General features: G+C 43.6%; 14 protein-coding genes. 9 read left to right on the top strand and 5 right to left on the bottom strand.

Going from position 1 to position 19,864, the window contains the following annotated elements:
• Positions 1 to 15: 15 nt before the first annotated feature.
• Complete coding sequence (locus ACNURT_RS23150; RefSeq protein ID WP_419699679.1) at positions 16 to 3,924, top strand: methylmalonyl-CoA mutase family protein; 3,909 nt, start codon at positions 16 to 18, stop codon at positions 3,922 to 3,924.
• 53 nt (positions 3,925 to 3,977) lie between these two features.
• On the opposite strand, the gene ACNURT_RS23155 is transcribed toward ACNURT_RS23150, so the two are convergent.
• On the bottom strand, positions 3,978 to 4,352 hold the full coding sequence (locus ACNURT_RS23155) for a WGxxGxxG-CTERM domain-containing protein (protein WP_419699680.1): 375 nt from the start codon (positions 4,350 to 4,352) through the stop codon (positions 3,978 to 3,980).
• A 95-nt stretch (positions 4,353 to 4,447) separates the two neighbouring features.
• Between ACNURT_RS23155 and ACNURT_RS23160 the strand changes: the two genes are divergently transcribed.
• Positions 4,448 to 5,023 (top strand): pentapeptide repeat-containing protein, encoded by a 576-nt coding sequence (locus ACNURT_RS23160; RefSeq protein WP_419699681.1) that lies wholly within the window; start codon positions 4,448 to 4,450, stop codon positions 5,021 to 5,023.
• Here ACNURT_RS23160 and ACNURT_RS23165 read toward each other — a convergent pair whose 3' ends face one another.
• On the bottom strand, positions 5,024 to 5,797 hold the full coding sequence (locus ACNURT_RS23165; protein WP_419699682.1) for a hypothetical protein: 774 nt from the start codon (positions 5,795 to 5,797) through the stop codon (positions 5,024 to 5,026).
• A 146-nt stretch (positions 5,798 to 5,943) separates the two neighbouring features.
• On the opposite strand from ACNURT_RS23165, the gene ACNURT_RS23170 reads away from it, so the two are divergent.
• Both ACNURT_RS23170 and ACNURT_RS23175 read left to right on the top strand, forming a co-directional pair.
• Complete coding sequence (locus ACNURT_RS23170; RefSeq protein WP_419699683.1) at positions 5,944 to 6,654, top strand: M23 family metallopeptidase; 711 nt, start codon at positions 5,944 to 5,946, stop codon at positions 6,652 to 6,654.
• Positions 6,651 to 7,412 (top strand): DUF4846 domain-containing protein, encoded by a 762-nt coding sequence (locus ACNURT_RS23175; protein WP_419699684.1) that lies wholly within the window; start codon positions 6,651 to 6,653, stop codon positions 7,410 to 7,412. The genes ACNURT_RS23170 and ACNURT_RS23175 overlap by 4 nt, the downstream gene beginning before the upstream one ends.
• A gap of 417 nt (positions 7,413 to 7,829) precedes the next feature.
• On the opposite strand, the gene ACNURT_RS23180 is transcribed toward ACNURT_RS23175, so the two are convergent.
• Positions 7,830 to 8,849 (bottom strand): aldo/keto reductase, encoded by a 1,020-nt coding sequence (locus tag ACNURT_RS23180; RefSeq protein WP_419699685.1) that lies wholly within the window; start codon positions 8,847 to 8,849, stop codon positions 7,830 to 7,832.
• A 358-nt stretch (positions 8,850 to 9,207) separates the two neighbouring features.
• Here ACNURT_RS23180 and ACNURT_RS23185 point away from each other — a divergent pair, with 358 nt between their 5' ends.
• Both ACNURT_RS23185 and ACNURT_RS23190 read left to right on the top strand, forming a co-directional pair.
• The gene (locus tag ACNURT_RS23185) at positions 9,208 to 9,534 is read left to right on the top strand and encodes a hypothetical protein (RefSeq protein ID WP_419699686.1); all 327 of its coding nucleotides are present in this window, start codon (positions 9,208 to 9,210) and stop codon (positions 9,532 to 9,534) included.
• 47 nt (positions 9,535 to 9,581) lie between these two features.
• Entirely contained in the window at positions 9,582 to 11,195 is a 1,614-nt protein-coding gene (locus ACNURT_RS23190; RefSeq protein WP_419699687.1) for a mechanosensitive ion channel family protein, read from the top strand.
• A 266-nt stretch (positions 11,196 to 11,461) separates the two neighbouring features.
• Here the strand turns inward: ACNURT_RS23190 and ACNURT_RS23195 are convergent, their stop codons facing one another.
• Positions 11,462 to 12,442 (bottom strand): acyl-ACP desaturase, encoded by a 981-nt coding sequence (locus ACNURT_RS23195; RefSeq protein ID WP_370999046.1) that lies wholly within the window; start codon positions 12,440 to 12,442, stop codon positions 11,462 to 11,464.
• 640 nt (positions 12,443 to 13,082) lie between these two features.
• Positions 13,083 to 14,168: a glycoside hydrolase family 5 protein gene (locus tag ACNURT_RS23200; protein WP_419699688.1), complete on the bottom strand. Its 1,086-nt coding sequence runs from the start codon at positions 14,166 to 14,168 to the stop codon at positions 13,083 to 13,085.
• Between the two features lie 118 nt (positions 14,169 to 14,286).
• Here ACNURT_RS23200 and ACNURT_RS23205 point away from each other — a divergent pair, with 118 nt between their 5' ends.
• The 3 genes from ACNURT_RS23205 to ACNURT_RS23215 all read left to right on the top strand — a co-directional run bounded on the left by ACNURT_RS23205 (position 14,287) and on the right by ACNURT_RS23215 (position 19,762).
• Positions 14,287 to 15,636: a sensor histidine kinase gene (locus ACNURT_RS23205; protein ID WP_419699689.1), complete on the top strand. Its 1,350-nt coding sequence runs from the start codon at positions 14,287 to 14,289 to the stop codon at positions 15,634 to 15,636.
• A gap of 13 nt (positions 15,637 to 15,649) precedes the next feature.
• A complete protein-coding gene (locus tag ACNURT_RS23210; RefSeq protein ID WP_419699690.1) occupies positions 15,650 to 17,734 on the top strand; it encodes a cellulose biosynthesis cyclic di-GMP-binding regulatory protein BcsB in 2,085 nt (694 codons plus the stop codon).
• 183 nt (positions 17,735 to 17,917) lie between these two features.
• Entirely contained in the window at positions 17,918 to 19,762 is a 1,845-nt protein-coding gene (locus ACNURT_RS23215; protein WP_419699691.1) for a glycosyltransferase family 2 protein, read from the top strand.
• The last annotated feature ends 102 nt before the right edge of the window (positions 19,763 to 19,864 follow it).

Consider the following 19,864-nt stretch of genomic DNA (forward strand, 5'->3'; position numbering starts at 1 on the left):
CAATTATCTATCTTCATGGAAAGCATTGCCCCATATCAATCCCGGTACAAGATCCGTTTTGTAACAGCGGCTTCGCTGTTCGACGGGCATGATGCTACCATTAACATCATGCGCCGCATACTGCAAAGCAGTGGTGTCGAGGTTATACACCTGGGCCATAACCGGTCGGTTGATGAAGTGGTGAATTCCGCCATACAGGAGGATGTACAGGGCATTGCCCTTACCAGTTACCAGGGCGGTCACCTGGAATATTTTAAATATATGCGTGATCTGCTGGCCGAGCGAGGCGCGGGTCATATCAAAATATTTGGCGGTGGTGGCGGAGTTTTCCTCCCGCAGGAGATCGAAGAACTACAAGCTTACGGTATCAGCCGTATCTACTCACCAGATGATGGTCGTACCATGGGTTTGCAGGGTATGATCAATGATATGCTGCAGCAATGCGATTTCCCTACGGTTACCCATCTTAATGGTGAGATGAATCAGCTGGCCGAAAAAGACCCGGGCGCTATTGCCAGATTGATCAGTATGGCGGAGAACACCCCTCCCAAACCTTCCCCGGAAGGAAGGACTTTTGAAAAGCAAGGAGGACAAAAAGTCTCCCCCCTCGGGGGAGATTTAGAGGGGATTGTCCTCGGCATCACCGGTACCGGTGGCTCTGGCAAATCGTCATTGGTAGATGAAATTGTGCGCCGTTTTTTGATGGCTACGGATAAAACACTGGCCATCATCTCCGTCGATCCATCCAAACGAAAAACAGGCGGTGCACTCCTGGGCGATCGTATCCGCATGAATGCTATTAATAATCCAAGGGTATATATGCGCTCGCTGGCTACCCGGCAGGCTAACCTGGCCCTATCCAAACACGTACAGGAAAGCATCGATATCTGCAAAGCCGCCGGCTTCGATCTCATCATTATAGAAACTTCGGGCATTGGCCAGTCAGACACGATGATCACCGATTATTGTGATGTATCACTCTACGTAATGACGCCAGAGTTTGGTGCGGCCACCCAACTGGAAAAGATCGATATGCTTGATTTTGCTGATTTAGTGGCCCTCAACAAATATGATAAACGCGGTGCATTGGATGCCATCCGCGATGTACGCAAACAATATAAACGCAATCACCAACTCTTCAATGCTAAAGATGGTGACCTGCCTGTATATGGCACCATGGCCTCACAGTTTAATGACCCGGGGATGAATACGCTATTCACCGCTATCATGAAGACCATCAAGGCTAAAACAGGGATTGATCTGTTAGCTGGTACAGGGAATGTGTTGCCTGGCTCGGGTGAAGAATCTGAAAAGATCTACATCATTCCTCCCGAGCGTAACCGATATCTGGCAGAAATTGCCGAAAATAGCAAAGCTTATGACGACTGGGTAAATGAACAATGCAGGATTGCCCAGCAATTGTTCCAGGTAAAAGGGGTGATAGAGCTTGGTCAGACATTGGAGCAAGGAATAAGGAGCAAGGACAAAAATCAGCAGGGCAAAGTCCTCTCCTTTGGAGAGGGTTTAGGTGAGGTGTTTGCTCATTTGGAAGCTCAGCTTCATCCTGAATGTAAGCGCCTGCTTAAAGAGTGGCCCGAAACAGTTAAAAAATATAAGGCCGAGAGTTTTATCTATAAAGTGCGCGACAAGGAGATCAAACAGCCTTTGCATTACACTTCTTTATCTCAATTGCAGATCCCCAAGATCGCTTTACCTCGTTACGAAGCATGGGGCGATGTACTGCGCTGGCTGCTTACCGAGAATGTGCCCGGCGAGTTCCCCTACGCGGCAGGCGTATTCCCGCTAAAGCGTGAGGGTGAAGACCCTACCCGCATGTTTGCCGGCGAAGGCGGACCGGAACGTACCAATAAACGCTTCCATTATGTATCGCTCGGTCAGCCGGCGCACAGGTTATCCACTGCTTTTGATTCGGTTACCCTTTATGGTGAAGACCCACACATCCGACCAGATATTTATGGCAAAATAGGCAACTCCGGCGTGAGCATTGCAACACTGGATGACGCCAAGAAACTATACTCGGGCTTTGACCTTTGCGCGGCGTCTACCTCTGTATCCATGACCATTAACGGACCGGCCCCCATGCTGCTCGGCTTTTTCATGAATGCCGCCATCGACCAGCAATGCGAAAAACACATCAAAGAACATGGTTTAGAGCATCTGGTAGAAGCCAAATTTAAAGAGCTGTATGATGATAAGGGGTTGGGGAGACCGGAGTACAAAAGCCTCACCCCAACCCTCTCCAAAGGAGAGGGAGCTAAAAGCGAGGAGGCTAAAAAGCAAGGCTATGAAACTGCTGATCCTACATTATGGGAGGTATTAAAAGCAAATTCACAATCTAACAGAAAAAATCTTACTGAAGCCGAAAATATATTGTGGCAACATCTAAGAAATAATCAAATAGGATATAAAATCAGAAGGCAACACGCAATAGATGGTTACATTGCTGATTTTGTTTGTATACCAAAAGGCCTTGTTGTTGAAATTGACGGGGGATATCATGAATTAACCACAGAGCAGGATGAACTAAGAACTAAAGTTTTAAATGGTGAAGGCTTTGATGTGGTCCGTTTCACAAATGATGAGGTAATAAAAAACACTCAAAAAGTAGTTGAAACCATAAAACAAACATTGAATAAACAACCTGAAAGGAAAGTCCTCTCCTTTGGAGAGGATTTAGGTGAGGCTGGGGTTCTTCCTCCCGACAACAACGGCCTCGGCTTAATGCTCCTGGGCTTAACCGGCGATCAGGTGCTCCCTGCCGATGTTTATGAAAAAATAAAAGCTTATGCTATCTCTACAGTCCGCGGTACGGTGCAAGCCGATATTTTGAAGGAAGACCAAGCTCAGAATACCTGCATTTTCTCCACCGAGTTTGCCCTGCGAATGATGGGCGACATGCAGCAATATTTTATCCGTGAGAAAGTGCGCAATTTTTATTCGGTGTCCATATCCGGCTATCACATTGCCGAGGCTGGGGCCAATCCTATTACCCAACTGGCCTTTACCTTATCCAATGGGTTTACTTATGTGGAATATTACCTGAGCCGGGGCATGCATATCGACGATTTCGCGCCCAACCTATCGTTCTTTTTCAGTAATGGTATCGATCCGGAATATTCGGTGATCGGTCGTGTAGCCCGGCGCATTTGGGCGAAGGCTATCAAGAATAAATACAAGGGGAATGATCGGTCGCAAAAGCTCAAATATCATATCCAAACCAGCGGACGGTCGTTGCATGCACAGGAGATCGATTTTAATGATATCCGCACTACATTGCAAGCGCTTTATGCCATTTATGATAACTGCAATTCGCTGCATACAAATGCCTATGATGAGGCTGTTACCACCCCTACCGAAGAATCGGTTAGGCGGGCCATGGCTATACAATTGATCATTAACCGGGAGTTGGGTCTTGCCAAAAATGAGAACCCCATACAGGGCGCTTTCATTATAGAGGAACTCACCGATCTGGTTGAACAAGCCGTATTAACCGAATTTAAGGCCATTAACGATCGCGGCGGCGTATTGGGCGCTATGGAAACCATGTACCAGCGCGGCAAGATCCAGGAGGAATCATTGTATTATGAAACCCTGAAACATAACGGCGAATATCCCATCATCGGGGTTAATACCTTCCTGAATAAAAAAGGGTCACCTACCATTGTGCCTGCCGAAGTGATCAGAGCTACTGAAGATGAAAAACAATACCAGATAGAGGCCCTGCACGCCTTTCAGCAACGCAACCAGGAACGTATCCCCGAACTGCTGAAAGCCTTGCAGCACGCCGCCATTGCCGGTGAAAATATTTTTGAAATCCTGATGGAAACCTGCAAATATTGTTCATTAGGGCAGATCAGCCATGCGCTGTACGAGGTTGGCGGGCAGTACAGGAGGAATATGTAGAAGCCTGCAATTCTCACTTATCATTAAAAATCGAATAACTCTATCTATTGATATTAACTTACCTGGCTGTTACTCTTTTTCTTTAACCCTAATAAACCTAATAAGCCAAGTAGACCTAACAGGCCCCAGTTATTGCGACCGCTACCGGCATGTTCGTTACCTGTTTTAATATCATTGATCTGAGCTGTTTTCTTTATTCCGGAATCACCGGACGGCAAGGCATTGCTATCTGCCAATGTGCCTGTTCCTGTACCTGATACGGTTGCAGCACCCGGTGCTCCCTGGCTAACGCCATTACCCGCACCCGAGCCGTTTGGTTTGGTTGTAGCTGTGGTATCCTTTTGAACGGTTTGGGCCGATAAAGGATTTGTTAAGTTCAGCAACATTCCTATGGTTAGCGCTGTTGCCGCGGTTTTTAATGTTTTCATAGCTATAGATATTGATGTATTTATAAAACAACAATAGCTATGCCACTGCATAATTTTATGCTGAAAACCTGCCTTTCAAAACTTAAATTTGCCCCATGCAAGCCAACTACCAGGAAGATCAAACTTTTACAAAAACACCTGTCGACCAACTAACCGGGCGCGACTGTACTTATGAAAATTGCAGGTTTATGAACTGTGATTTTGCTTATGCCAATCTGTACAGCATGGTTTTTATCGATTGCATATTTCAGGATTGCAACCTGTCGTTAGCCGATGTGAGCAATACTGGTTTTCAAAATATCGTATTTAAACATTGCAAACTAAGTGGTGTAAATTTTAGCAAAGCCCGCGATTTTTTGTTCGAAGCGCATTTTGAACATTGCATCCTGGATAATGCCGTTTTCTACCAAAAGAAAAATAAAAAAGCAAGGTTTAGCGAATGTTCCATGGTGGAGACAGACCTTACCGAATGTGATCTTACCGATGCCAAATTAATTAATTGTAATCTGAACAGGGCATTTTTTAGTCGCACTATATTAAAAGGCGCCGACCTGCGCAGCTCTTATAATTTTATGATCGACCCTGACGATAATATGATCAGAAAAGCACAGTTCTCCCTGCATGGGCTGCCAGGCTTATTAGGCAAGTACGATATCAAAATAGAAGGCTGATTAGACCGGTAACTCCACTTTATTTTTTTTTGCATAATTCAGATAGCTATATCCTGCTATTAGGGTACCCAATATAGTGCAAAGCAAGGAATATCCTAAAGTCCTCAAAATATTCATGACGTTAAAATAGATCTTGAGATACGTATCCCTAATATTTCCCATTCCCAGTATGTCTATAAAACTGATTAGCCTTTGGGCCAGTTCCGCACACAAAAAAGTGCAGAGCAGGAAGATAGCCGCATTTTTTAAAACATCGTTGTTTACCAGTGGCTGTCCGGTTCGTTTCAGGTATCGAAAAGCAGCAATTGAGCTGATGAGTAGTGTAAATATCAGGCTAATTACAGGTGCTATTAGCAGGAGATGATTTTGTTTCATAGCCTCATAAAACCGACCGTATATAAAATTGATGGCCTCCGAATTGAGCTGAAAAAAAATGATCAGGATAATAGCAGTTTTAGCCACATACCATACTTTAAGCTTTGTACCTGAATAAAGATTTGCCCGGTATTGGCACAATAAAAAGAAGGTTAGCAGTATGGGAAAAATAAAAAAATTAGGATAATCAGCCTTTTTGAAAACCCCGGCACCCGCCATCGCCATATCAAAAATAAACCATAACGAGTTGAATATCCACGCGGTGATCTCCAAACCCCGGCTTCTTCTTTGTCTGGCCAAAAGCACAATAGAAAATATCAGACCCAGCAACAGGATCAGTAAAATGATTCCCCCTATAGCGAAAATTACAATGGTGGCCTCTAAGGAAAGTGAATACATGTTAAGGTTTTGTTTAAACTACTATAATAAATTAAAATGCGATATTGTTTACCGCCAAGAAAAATACACTTTGTAAAAGTAATCGACTTGTGAATAATTTTCCGGGGCATTTACAATTTCTATAAATTTAATGGGTTATAAACTTTATGAAAAAGATTATTCTGCTACTTAGTTTTTTATGTATATCTGTTATTTCAAATGCACAGGATATCAAAACCATTTGCAACAACATCAATAACTTAAATACGGCTATTTTAAATGGTTCTATAAAAAGACAGGATGCTGCCGGTCAGTTCAAAACGCTAATAGAACAGCTCAAAAAAACCAGTTATAAACCCTCCTCATCCGGTTGGGTATTTCCGCTTAAAAGCTACAAAATCAGCGCCATAGGGGGTACAAATGGCAACGGATACTCAGATAAGGGCTACAATTTTCTTGATGGTAACAAGCATACGGCCCACCCTGCTCATGATATTTTTATTAATGATCGCAATCAAGACTGCCTGGACGACCGTACCCATCAGCCGGTTGATGTACTGGTTGTTGACGACGGCATTGTAATAGCTTGTACCAACGAATGGGACCCGTCAAGCAGTCTCCGTGGTGGAAAATTCATTTGGGTATATCATCCGGCACAAAACTTCTTCACCTATTATGCACACAACCAGGCCATTTTTGTAAAGCCCGGAGACGAGGTAAAACAGGGTCAAAAGATTGCCGAAGTTGGCCGCACTGGCTATAACGCATACAAAAAACGCTCGCCAACGCACCTGCATTTTTCGGCGTTTCACTTGGTGAATGATCTGCCTGTGCCCTATAATCCTTATTTACAGTTGAAAAAAGCCAAAACTATATGAAAGCCTTCATCCTCCTGCTGACATTATTATTTATTGGTACTGTCAAACCCGATAATGTTGTAAGCCGGTTTAAAACCCCGGCGGGTTTTCAGCGAGTAACCGCATTACCCGGTAGTTTTGGGGCCTGGTTGCAGGGGCTTCCTCTTAAGCCCGTGGGTACACCTGCCCGCACCTACAAAGGCGAAATTGCCCGTACCGATCTGTATACCGCGGCCATTGTAGATATGAGCATAGGTACCCAAGACTTACAGCAATGTGCCGATGCCGTAATGCGTCTCCGCGGCGAATACCTGTATCGGCAAAGGAACTATAAAGCCATTACTTTTAATTTTACCAGCGGTTTCAAATGTGATTTTGTGCACTATGCCAATGGCTACCGCTACAGCAATGATCATTGGGTATTAAAGGCCAAAAAAGACTATAGCTACCCTAACTTCCTGCATTATATGAACCTGGTTTTTAGCTATGCCGGTACTTTGTCCTTACAGAAAGAACTCAAAAAAGTAAGCGACCCGGATCAGCTTAAAACCGGGGATGTATTTATCAGGGGTGGTTCGCCGGGGCATTGTTTTATTGTGTTGGATGTGGTGGAAGATGTCCGCCATCATAAAAGATTCCTGCTGGCACAAAGTTTTATGCCCGCCCAAAATATTCAGGTACTTCAGGATAATGGCAACCCCTGGTTCGGCCTGGATAAAAAAAGCACTATCCTTTATGGCGATCTCATCAGCAAAGCATATTTGAAACGTTTTGATTGATCTCCATCCCCCAAAAAACTTTTTAAACCTTAAATTTTAACACTTTCCTGTACAAAACGAGGCTAAAAACAGCTCAAAAGCATTCGAAAAACATGGGTTTTAACACTTTTTAACAAATTTCAGCAGGATTTTAGCATGTTTTTAAAACTTTAAAAAGTATTAAATTATTGGCATTCAAATAACCATATAGCAAACGATCGTTTTTTGGCCTTATTTTTCTTTTAACTAAACAGCCCGGCTTTCTGGTTGGAAAGCCGGGCTATGCCGATTGACATAAATATACGAAAATTTTGGCGGAGATTAAAAAAAACCTCATCTAAACGGCGAAGCCCTCATGTAATAATCCTCTCCAAGGAGAGGGCTTTACTCAGCAATTTTAACTCCCTCTCCTTTGTAGAGGATCGGGGTGAGGCCCTTTTACCTTTTCTCCACCTTATCATAAAACCCGCCGAAGGAATTCATCCTCACACCCTCTTCTTTAAAAAAATCGCCGAGGAAACCGAGCTCAATGGCGCTGGCATCATTCAATCTTTTCAGCTGATCATCGCTCAGGGCAACCTCCACCGTTTTCAGGTTATCCAGCAACTGATCAACTTTAGTGGCACCCACTATCGGGATACACGAAAAACCCTGCTGGCGGGTCCAGTTTAGGGCAACATGACTTTCCGATACGCCCAATTCTGTAGCGATGTCCATGACTACTTTGGTAATGCCTTCGGCACGGCTATCCAAACGCTTGCTTTCGGGTTTGATACGGCCTTTATCGCCTTTCAGATATTTTCCAGTTAAGGCTCCGCCTGCTAAAGGCGCCCATGGGGTTACTGTCATTCCGAAATGTTTGGCCATTGGTATCAGTTCGCGCTCGGCGGTGCGGGCCAGTAGGCTGTACTCTACCTGCAAAGCAATAAACTGGCTCCAGCCCATCAATTCGGCAAGGGTATTGCCCTTGGCTACCACCCAGGCCGGTGTATCGCTAATGGCAGCATAGTTTACCTTGCCTTGTTTAATCAAGTCGTCCATGCCGCGTAGCACTTCGTCAATGGGGGTAATGTCATCCCAAATGTGCAGGTACAGCACATCGATAAAATCTGTTTTTAAGCGTTTCAGGCTTTCCTCTACGCTGCGTATCATATTTTTGCGGCTGTTACCTGATGCATTGGGGTTAGTGATGTTATCTTTCAGAGTATACTTGGTGGCCAGCACAAAATAATCGCGGTCGTGATTACTCATATAATCGCCAATGATCTTTTCGCTGGTACCCAGCTTGTAAATATTGGCCGTATCCAAAAAATTGCCGCCTGCATTGGCGTAGGCATCCATAATGGCAAAGCTGGTATCCTTATCGGCACCCCAGCCGGCTTCGGTGCCAAAGCCCATGGTGCCCAAACATAATTCTGAAACTTTAAGGCCCGAGCGGCCCAGTAATTTGTAATTCATTGGTGTGTGTTTTTAATTCATAGTTGGCGAGCCGACTCACCCCGCCTGTACTTCGTTGGGCGACCCTCTCTTCGCCTACGGCGGAAAGAGGGTGGACCGCCCTTTCTCTGCACACGTCATTGCGAGGTACGAAGCAATCTCTATGCTATACAAAGCGCCCCTGTAAAATCGGGGATTGCTTCGTACCTCGCAATGACGCAACTTTTAAGTCATCATCCCTCTTTCCGCCGCAGGCGAAGAGAGGGATGGCGAGCGAAGCAAAGCCAGGGTGAGTCGATTCCGCGCTTAAATATCGCTTTTATATAACAACAAACAATACCCACCCCGGCTTGTACTTTAAATATAAACACCCATCGCCATGAAAATCATCACCCTCCATAAAGCCATCAAGATACAAGATCTGTACAACCTGCTGCTGCAAAAGCTTAATCCCCTTTTTCATGAACGCCGCAAAAGTGATATTGATTTCACTGTGGAACAAAAAAATGGTTCCATTGAAATAAATAGTCCCAAAATATATGAAGGCTTCCTCTTTAGCCTCACTCTAAATGGCACAGAACTGTGGATAACCCGGTCTGAACATTACGTAGATGATGTAAACTCGCTTACCATTGAATCTATCCTGAACGACCTGTTCAAGGATCTGGCCGGCGACCCGGGCACCGACCTGGTGCAGGAAGGATAAAAAGAATTGAAATATAATTTTTAGCTTTAACAGAAAATCTGCCTGTTATGCCTAAAAGTTATTACCTTTTTGTCCTGTTTCTATTAGCGACCTTTACTGCCCTGGCACAAAAACCGGTTGAAACCAAAGGTTATCCTGTCATCATTAACCGCGATACGCTTTTTACCTTTTATACCGGGCAGGGCTTGTTTGAACCGGCCGAGCGGGCCCAGGTAGTTACTAAACGTATTGAGGGACTGGTTGATCGCATTGATTTCAATCCCGATTCGCTCACGCTGAAAAACGATACCTCGGTTTCGGTGATCTCCTATAATTCGCAAATTATTCTGGCGGTAAATAATAAGGACGCAACCTTCACTGAGCTTAACCGCCCGCAACTGGCAGCCAGTTACCTGGCCATCCTCAAAAAGAAACTGGGTAATTATTTTACCGATAGCAGCACCAAACAAGTGGTTATTAATATCCTGGAAGCCGTTGCCGTAGTGATACTGCTGATTGTTTTAATATGGGCGCTTAATAAGGGCTCGCGCTGGTTAAAACTAAAAACACTAAGAGCCTGGGAGGCCCGGATGGATAAACTGGCCGCCAAAGGCGCCCCGGTTGCTTATGCCAAACGCCTGCTGCCATTAGTTACCGGCCTGTTGCGCATTGGCAGGTTTATATTGATCATTTTGCTGGTTTACCTGGCGCTGCCGGTGTTGTTCTTTATTTTTCCCGCGTCAAAACCTATAGCGGTACAGCTGCTTAGTTATATTGTTAATCCCTTTAAAAGTATACTGCTGGGCATTGTGCACTACATACCTAACCTGCTTACCATTGCCGTAATTTATATAGTAACCCGGTACATCGTAAAGCTGGTAAAATTTATTGCTAACGAAATTGCCCAGGGCGCCATTACCATTAATGGTTTTTACCCGGAATGGGCCATGCCTACCTATAATATTATCAGGGTATTGCTGTTCGCTTTTATGTTTGTGGTGATATTTCCGTATTTGCCGGGCTCCGATTCTAAAGTTTTTCAGGGGGTAACGGTATTTTTAGGGATCCTGTTTTCGCTGGGCTCATCCTCGGCCATATCCAATATGGTATCGGGCATTGTACTTACCTATATGCGTCCCTACAAAATTGGCGACCGGATTAAAGTAGGCGATGTAATGGGCGATGTGGTGGAGAAAAACCTGCTGGTAACCCGTCTGCGTACCATTAAAAACGAGGATATCACCATACCTAATGCTACCATATTAAGCGGGCATACCACCAATTACAGCACCGTAGCCAAAACCATGGGACTGATACTCAACACCACCATAACTATTGGTTACGATGTGCCCTGGCAAACGGTACATAACCTATTGATCAGCGCGGCCGAAGCCACCGAAGGCATCCTGCTTACCGATCATAAACCCTTTGTATTGCAAACCGGACTGAACGATTTTAACGTAGCCTATCAGCTGAATGCTTACACAGAACTATCGAACCAGATGGCGGCTATCTACTCCCGGCTGCATCAGAACATACAGGACAAGTTTAACGAGGCCGGGGTCGAGATCATGTCACCGAATTACTTTGCCCTGCGCGATGGTAACCACATCCAGATCCCGGATGGCTATGTACCGGAAGGGTATAGCAAACCAGGGTTTAAGGTGGAGGGAGAGAAATAGGATTTTAAGCGTACGGGGATGTGGGACTCCCCTTAGAAAGGGGTGAAGGGGTGTGTTATCTACGATGCTGAAGAACACACCCCTGCTTTTGCACATGCCTCACCCTACCCCCTCTCAAGAGGGGAACGCAGGAACTCTCGCAATGAACAGAACATCACCCGCGTAAAAGTTTTTCCCTCGTTCCAATTGACGTGTAGGGATATCCCTGTAAACCAACAAAGGCACCCTATTCAGGCGCCTTTGTTCATATTTTCTGATAAGGAAAATTATCCGTTTATCCAGCTGAATTTGTATTCCAGCATGGGGTTTTTCATGCGTTCCGCAACACGCAGCAGGCGCGATGGCAGGTTCATGATATAATCGCGGGCTTTTTCGCCGGCTTCGTTCAGGTCGATAGTGCTTTCAATATGCCAGTCTTCTATCAGCTCTTTCAATATATCCACATAATCAATAGCGGTATATATACCCAGGCGCTGAGCGGCATCGGTAAAGTGCCCAAAAGTTTGACCTACTTTTAAACCTACTTCACGCAGGAAGTGAGCAGGCATCACGATCTTTTTACGCATCATATCCTCAAAGGCTATCATGGCTTCGCTTGGGTCAACCTCAAATATTTTCTCGATAAAGTATTTATAAGCTCTGGCATGACGGGCTTCGTCGCCGGCAATGGTACCACACATTTTTGACAACAGGGTATCTCCATCCTTTTTAGCCTGTGATGCTACACGTCTGTGCGATACATTTGTTGCCAGTTCCTGGAACGAGGTATATATAAAGTTGCGGTAAGGATCGGTGCCGGTACCGATATCAAAACCATCGGCAATCAGGTACTGGGTTGATACCTCCATCATACGCATATTAACGCGGCCCGACAGGTACAGGTATTTGTTTAGCAGGTCACCATGACGGTTCTCTTCACTGGTCCAGTGGCGGGTCCATTTCATCCAGCCGCCTTCTTCATCTTTAGATACGCCTTCAACCATGGTCAGCCATGATTCATAAGTAGGCAGCGCTTCTTCTGTAATGGTGTCGCCAATTAAAACGGCTATCAGGTCGTAACTTAAACCCTGGGCGCTTTCCTGCAGCTCTTTTATTTCACTAAAAAAGGAATCTCTTGTAGAGTCAGGTAAAAAATCAGATGGCTGCCAAATAGTATCAACAGGTTTTAAATATTCAAACATCTTCTCAAGCATATATTTTTCAATATGCTCCATAACCTCCCGACGTTTTTCTTCAAAAAATTTCATAACAGTATATTACCTGGCAAAGGTAATCAATAAATGAATAATTACGTTAAATGATTTTATGGACAGGGGGAAATGGATTAAAGATAATTAGATAAAGGATTTATTTGGGAGTAAAGATTTTGGGCTATTAGTTAAAGAAGGGCGTTACCTACGGCCCGGGCTATCCGCTCATACTGCCCGGGCATTAGCCACAGGCCGGTATCCGCTGCTATCCCTAACGCGGCAACTAATTAATGATTTAGTGATTTCTTCTTCCCCGTCAGCAGATAAGCTTCGGACGAAAGCGGGCAGAACGATGCTGGCCTGTGCGGCTGTAAGGGCATAGCGAACCTTACCTGAAGCGGAGGGTAATGAGTGAACGAAGTGGAGGTAAGGTTTAGCAGCCCGTGGTTCTGCCAGCTTTGCAGAGCAAAGGCTATGAGCGCAAAGAAGCATTTCTGGTGACAGCCTTTTTGGTTACTTTTGTGGCGACAAAAGTAACTGGCCCTCCCGCGGCCAAGAGCGGGTATACGCTATACATCTCCGTCCTGTACAGCATAGAGATTATTAATATTATTTCTGTTGGTATTAATGAGCTCCCTTTGGTCGGTTGTCTTCATCCTTTACAGCAATGACGCGTGAAAGTAAACTTCCCTCCCCTTTATCGCACAAACCCAATAGCCTCCTTCATACAAGTAGGGAAGGTATTCAAAGCAGGTTTACCGGCAAACACAGAGAACGACCCGCTATAATCCCAAAGCATGCCGGGTATGTTTAGTCGTTTAAGGGCTATTCGCACAGCTTTAATATAACGGCAGCGGCTATCCAGATCGGCATATTTATTATAAACGCCATATTCGCCGCACAGTATAGGTACATCGTATTTAGTGGCCCAATCCTTAACTATCTGTAGTTTATCGTTAATGGATTGTTCATTACCGTCTTTATTATACTTGTTATAATTAAGTTCGCCGGCGGTTCCCCGTGCTTTTGGGTTGAGGGCTGGAAAATTTTCCGCATTATAAGGAAATGATACCCCGGTTGTTGCCACCTGGTCGCCCACCCAAGCCGCACCCTGGTGGGTAAAAAAGAAGGGTTCATAAAAATGAAAAGTGTAAATAATGTTCTCATCGGCCAGGCGCACAAAGCGGCTCAGTTCATAAATACTGTTGTAATTGGATGCGCCAATGATGAGGGTATGCTTTTTATCAATTTTGCGGATGGCGGTTACCATGTTATAGGCGGCGTCCTTCCACACTTTGGGGTCAATTCTGGGCGGTTCGTTATATAATTCAAAAAAAACATCATCAGCGCCCGTATGGATATAATGTTTTACTATTTTTAACCAGCGGTTAATAATTATAGGTGTTTCTACCAAATAATTGGTATCATTTAACTTTCCGTAGTGGTAATCAATCACCAGTTTAAAGCCATAATCATGGCATAGTTTTACTACCTGATCAATACGGCGGAACACTTCCTCATCGGGTACATGCTGCTCTTCAAACCACCCGAAAGCAACGGGCAGCCGGATGCTTTTAAAGCCAAGTTTCTTCAATAACTCCAGATCGCTTTTTTTTAAATCCTCTTCCGCAAACGTTTGTTTAACCCATGTTTGCTCCAGCCATGAAATACTGATGCCATGATCCAAACTTTGCGCACGTTTAAAAGCCAGCGAACGGACTTGCTGCATTTTTGGACTGCTTTTTGCAAGAGCGCCAGCAGTTGATACTATGAGTATTAACACATAGTTTAAGATTTGCGTTAAAAGAATTATTCTCACTCTCACCTCTTAAACCTAAGCTTGATAAAAATCCATAACAAAACAGGGCTTGATTTTTAATTATAATTTAAGATAACGAATAATGTTTGTTCAAATTGCAAAAGACGAATTAATAAAAGAGACCTATAAAAAAGCGTGGTTCCAAACCAATAATATTATTTGGCCCATTATTTTGCTTTACCCGGTTTTCAGCATTATTGATTACGTATATGCTCCCGAAATTTGGATACAGTTTTTTATTGTAAGATTGATCACCAGCGCACTTATATACGGTTTGCATGGTCTTTTTACAGCTAAAAGATATGATTACCGCCTGTTGCTGCATATCAGTTTCTTTATGCTGTCGGTAACATCGGCGCTTTTATGCAATATTGTAAAGATCCAGAACCTTAATATTTATTACCTGGTTTTTGCCACTATTGTATTATTTTTTAACCTGCAGGTTTTTTGGGAACCTATAAATTCATTTATTGAGGTACTGGTAGCTGTGCTGCTATTGGCTATATTTTTTAATCTGTTCAGTGATTACAACCTGGATATCGTGATTGGCACAGGTGGCGGGCAGTTTTTTATTATAACCGCTATTATTTCATGTATCATCCCCGGTACCCGTTACAAGGTAATGCGGAGGGATGTGCGCTCGCAAATCCTGATCGAAAAATCAAACGAGCAGCTCAAACAACAAAATGCCGACATTAATGCCAAAAACAACCTGATCGATGCGCAATATGAACAATTACGCAAGATAGACGGGCAAAAGAACAGCTTTATCAATATAGCCGGGCACGACCTTAAAAATCTCATTGGCTCGGTAGTGATGAGCAACAACATGATCAAGGAAGAAGACTATCGCCTCAGTAACGACCAAAAGGAGTATGTGGGCTATATAGCGGAGTCGGCCGAAAAAATGCAATATCTGCTCAATAAGCTGATGGATGTAAAAGAGATAGAATCTCCGGAAATGCAGTTTAAGCTCGAGATATTTGATGCCAATGTAGAGGTGGCCAACGTTTTCAAAGGCTTATATGAAACCGCGCAGATGAAAAATATCCACCTTACGGATAATATCCTGAAATTGCCGCTTAATGTTAGGCTCGACAGGGTATTTGCAGGTCAAGTATTTCAGAACCTTTTATCAAACGCCATTAAGTTTTCGCAAACCAATAATGATATCAGGGTAGTGACCAGCCTGCAGCGCCAGCGTTTTGTTTTTGAAATTATTGACGAAGGCATAGCCATTGGCCAAAAGGAACTGGATATGATGTTTAACAAGCTAAAAACGCTTAATGATACATCAGGTACCAATGAAAGCCGCCTTGGTTTAGGCCTTTCCATCGCCAAACTAATGACCCAGGAAATGGGCGGCGAACTAACCTATCGCAGTGACGATAACGGTAATTATTTTAGAGTTGAGTTTTACGTTATAAATTAATATTTACAACCAGATGAATAAATTTTTAGCCCTTTTAGCCTTTGTATTTTTAGTGAGTACATCGACACAAGCACAAAGTATAGTAACTTTTAAATCGCTTGGGCATGAAGACGATGTGCTATACGGAATGAGTGGCGCCAATTCATTTTATGTGAAAATAACCCCGCTTACCGAAATGAATGGCAGCAAGCTGGTGTTATATTTTGAGCCTTCACAGGCTTTGATCAAAGAGCGTTCGTACATTAACGTGGTTATCAACAATAAGCCCGCCTATAGCGCCCGCTTAACCAGGGATTCTATACAGAAACTCGTCCTAAACCTGACCCGCGCGGATCTGTCGGCCGATAAGTTCCTGAAGATCCAGATAAAAACCCTGTTAACCATCAGCGATGATGAGTGTAAGGATCTGGATAACCCGGCTATGTGGTTAAAGATCAAAAATTATTCATACCTGTCATTACTAAAAAGCAATAAGAGCTTTTTTGATAACGTCAATATCAGCAACTGCTTCGACTCTAAAAGGGCTATTGTTTATCCGGCAAACCCAAGCCTGTCTGACCTTAAAGCGGTGGCATGGGCCTATTCAAGGTTAAAGAAGACGCAAACACGCAACATCCAGGTTTTTGAGGAAGATAAGCTCCCCGATACCGTGCGTAACTATATACAAGTGGGTAATATAGCAAGCCTGCCTGCCGCCAAACGCGAGTTGGTAAAAGTAACCCCGCAAAGTGGTCAGGGTTTATTTTACCTGCACAAATCGGTGAGCATGGTTACAGATACTATTACCCGCATGGTTGCCGCGCCAAACGGTACGCTTACCCCCGTTAAAACCGTAAGCCAGGAAAGCGTATCTAAAGAAATTTTATTTGTTACCGGCGGTGACGACACTGGTTTTGAAAAAGCTATTACCGCCCTGGGTAACATGAATATCCTGAACTCCACCTATGGCGATTACCTGCTGATCGAGAAAGCACAAAACACTTTCTTTAAGAGCATCGACGAAAACCGCTCTAAATTATCACTGAAACAAATTGGTGGTATCAGCGACTTTTTATCAGGTATTGGTTCGTTAAAAAGTGCCTACTCCTTTAAAAACAGCGACTTTAGCTTTACGCCAAAAGAAGTAGAGATCCATTTTGTGGCCAACTACAGCGGTTTAAGCCCCGGCGACCGCGGTTTCTTTAATATTTACCTCAATGGTTTGCTCATCAGCAGCGAAAAGCTGGATGCATCTGGTAAGTTAAATACTTCTATCACCATTAATCGCTACCAGCACCATAAATACAATACGCTGGAAGCCGAATTCAGGTTTTTCCCAACTACGGGGCATTGTAAAGACAGCTTCATCAATTTCTTTGCCGAGGTTGACGTAGATAAATCATACCTGGAATCAAAAAATCCGTTCATCACCAGCAATCTGAGCTTTTATCAATACCCGGAAGCTTTTAACACAGGTACTACGCGTGTATTAATAAGCAGGGACTATGCCAAATATACCGCTGCCGCGCTTGGCGAAATTATTTATGAGCTGAATAACAACATCAACGCCAATAACTTTCCTGAGTTTGTTTATTCAGATACCATGCAGCCAACTGAGCTTAAAAAATACAATATCATTGCGCTGCTTTCAAAGGATGATAAACTGCTGAAAGAGTTTGCGGAAGCTCCAATACAATTCGAACGTGATTTCCGGCTGTATAATACCGACAATCATGATCCTGTTTATTCCCTGTCAGACACAGTATCAAACGGGCTGGCCCAGATATTTTACGGGCACAGCAATAACGCCACACTGGTACTTACAGCCACTGGCAAGCACATATCAGAGGCATTTTTAGCGGTATCAAAATCCATTACCGAACAGCTTTCAACCCTGTCAAGTAACGTTTGCATATCTGATGTTAACTCCAACAAATATTTGTTCAACATCAATAAATCAAGCGAAAACCTGGAATATATCGACACCAAAAGCGGTTTAACCCGCTTCTGGGACAATTACAACCTGTATATATTACTGGGTTTACTGATACTGATATTGCTGTCGTTCCTGTACGTACGTTCAAAAGTTCAAAAATCACAGGAGTTGTTTAACGATTAATCTTTTATAGTATCAAGTAGTTAGTATCAAGTATCACGACTTTTGGGGTACCTATATTTAACTACTTGATACTAAAAATAAGTATCAAGTAGATAGTATCAAGTATCATGACTTCTTTTGATACTGTTTTAAGCAACTACTTGATACTTGATACTAACTACTTGATACCAAAACACCCAAAATATGAGTATTTCTATTCCTGAACTTTTGGTTAGCGACAGGTTCATCACACCAGGCGATCAGGAAAAAATCAAGCATTTTTCAGAACGGTCGGGAATGTCATACGCCAAAATCGCTTTGAACTTTGGTTATATCTCGCGTAAAAATTACGAGCGGTCATTAACCAACGCGGGCTTTACCTTCGCGCCGGTAAGGGAAGAAGCTTTTGATACCGAAATACTGAAAAAGATAGATCTGAAATTTGCTAACGATCATATTGCCTTACCCCTCCGTATCGAGAACAATAAGGTAGTGACGTTAATGAGCGATCCGAGCAACCAGCTGTTTATTGAGTTTATCCGCTTCACTTATGATCTGGAACCCCATATCATTGTAGCCAGCGATCTGGACATTACCTGGCTGAGCCATAAACTATTGGGCGAAAAATATGTAAAAGCATCTGTGTATGAGCTTTTAAAGCGCGATCCGGCCAGTTCGGCATCCACCACCTTTACCAGTCCGCAGTTGGTTACTATTTTTATCATCATCGGTATCACCGCTGTAGGTTTGGTGCTGAATTTTAAAAACACCTCTATCATCATTAATGTGGTAGTGAGTTTATTTTTCCTGATCGCCATTGTTTTTAAATTGTTCCTGGCCCTCATTGGTTCGCGTTTTGAACTGCACCAGGCGGTAACCAAAACTGATGTACGTGATATTGTGGAAGAAAGCCTGCCTGTTTACACCATATTGCTGCCGGTTTACAAAGAAGATAAACTGATTAAAAAACTCATCTGGAACCTGCAGAGCCTGGATTATCCACGCGAACAACTGGATATTAAACTGTTGATTGAAGAAGATGACGACAAAACCCTGCAGGCGGTTCAAAACCTGGATTTCCCTGGTGTTTTTGAAGTAATTGTAGTGCCTTTTCATATGCCTAAAACCAAGCCCAAGGCCTGCAATTATGGTTTGCACTTTTCAAAGGGTAAATACCTCACCATTTATGATGCCGAGGATATTCCCGATACCGATCAGCTCAAAAAAGTGGTATCTCTTTTTGCCAAGTTACCGCAAAATTATATCTGTATACAAAGCGCGTTAAACTATTTTAACAGGAACGAGAACTTCCTTACCCGGATGTTTACCCTGGAATACTCCTACTGGTTTGATTACATGCTTCCCGGACTGGATACGCTGGACATTCCTATTCCGCTGGGTGGTACCAGCAATCACTTTAAGATGGACGCGCTGATAGAGTTAGGCGCCTGGGATCCGTTCAACGTTACCGAAGATGCCGACCTGGGTGTACGCGCTTACGCCAAAGGCTATAAAATATCCATCATCAATTCCACCACCTACGAGGAAGCTAACAACGAACCTATTAACTGGATACGCCAGCGTTCGCGCTGGATCAAGGGGTACATGCAAACTTACCTGGTGCACATGCGCAACCCGGCTGCATTGGTTAAAAAAATTGGATGGCGGGGATTTTGGGGCTTTAACTTTTTTATAGGCGGCACCTCGGCCACGTTTTTGGCCTACCCCCTTTTGCTCATCATATTTATCAGCTATCTGATATTTGATTTTTCGACTATACGTACCCTGTTCCCTGATTGGGTATTGTTTATGGCGATATTTAACCTGATGGTGGGCAACATCCTGATGATCTATATCAACATGATGGCAGTATTTAAACGCCGGTATTTTGAACTGATATTATTTGCCATTGCCAACCCGGTTTATTGGCTAATGCACTCGGCAGCCGCCTATATGGGCCTGTACCAGTTAATAGTGAACCCTTTTTACTGGGAAAAAACCAATCACGGATTAAGTAAAGTTAATAACCCAACAAATGTTATTAAATAGATTAATAATAGCCTCACCTAAATCCTCTCCAATGGAGAGGACTTTGACGTGCCGAATGAATAAATATTCATTTTTAAGTCCTTCTCCTTTGGAGAAGGGTTG

It is taken from the genome of Mucilaginibacter sp. NFX135 (assembly GCF_048565145.1).
GTDB lineage: Bacteria > Bacteroidota > Bacteroidia > Sphingobacteriales > Sphingobacteriaceae > Mucilaginibacter.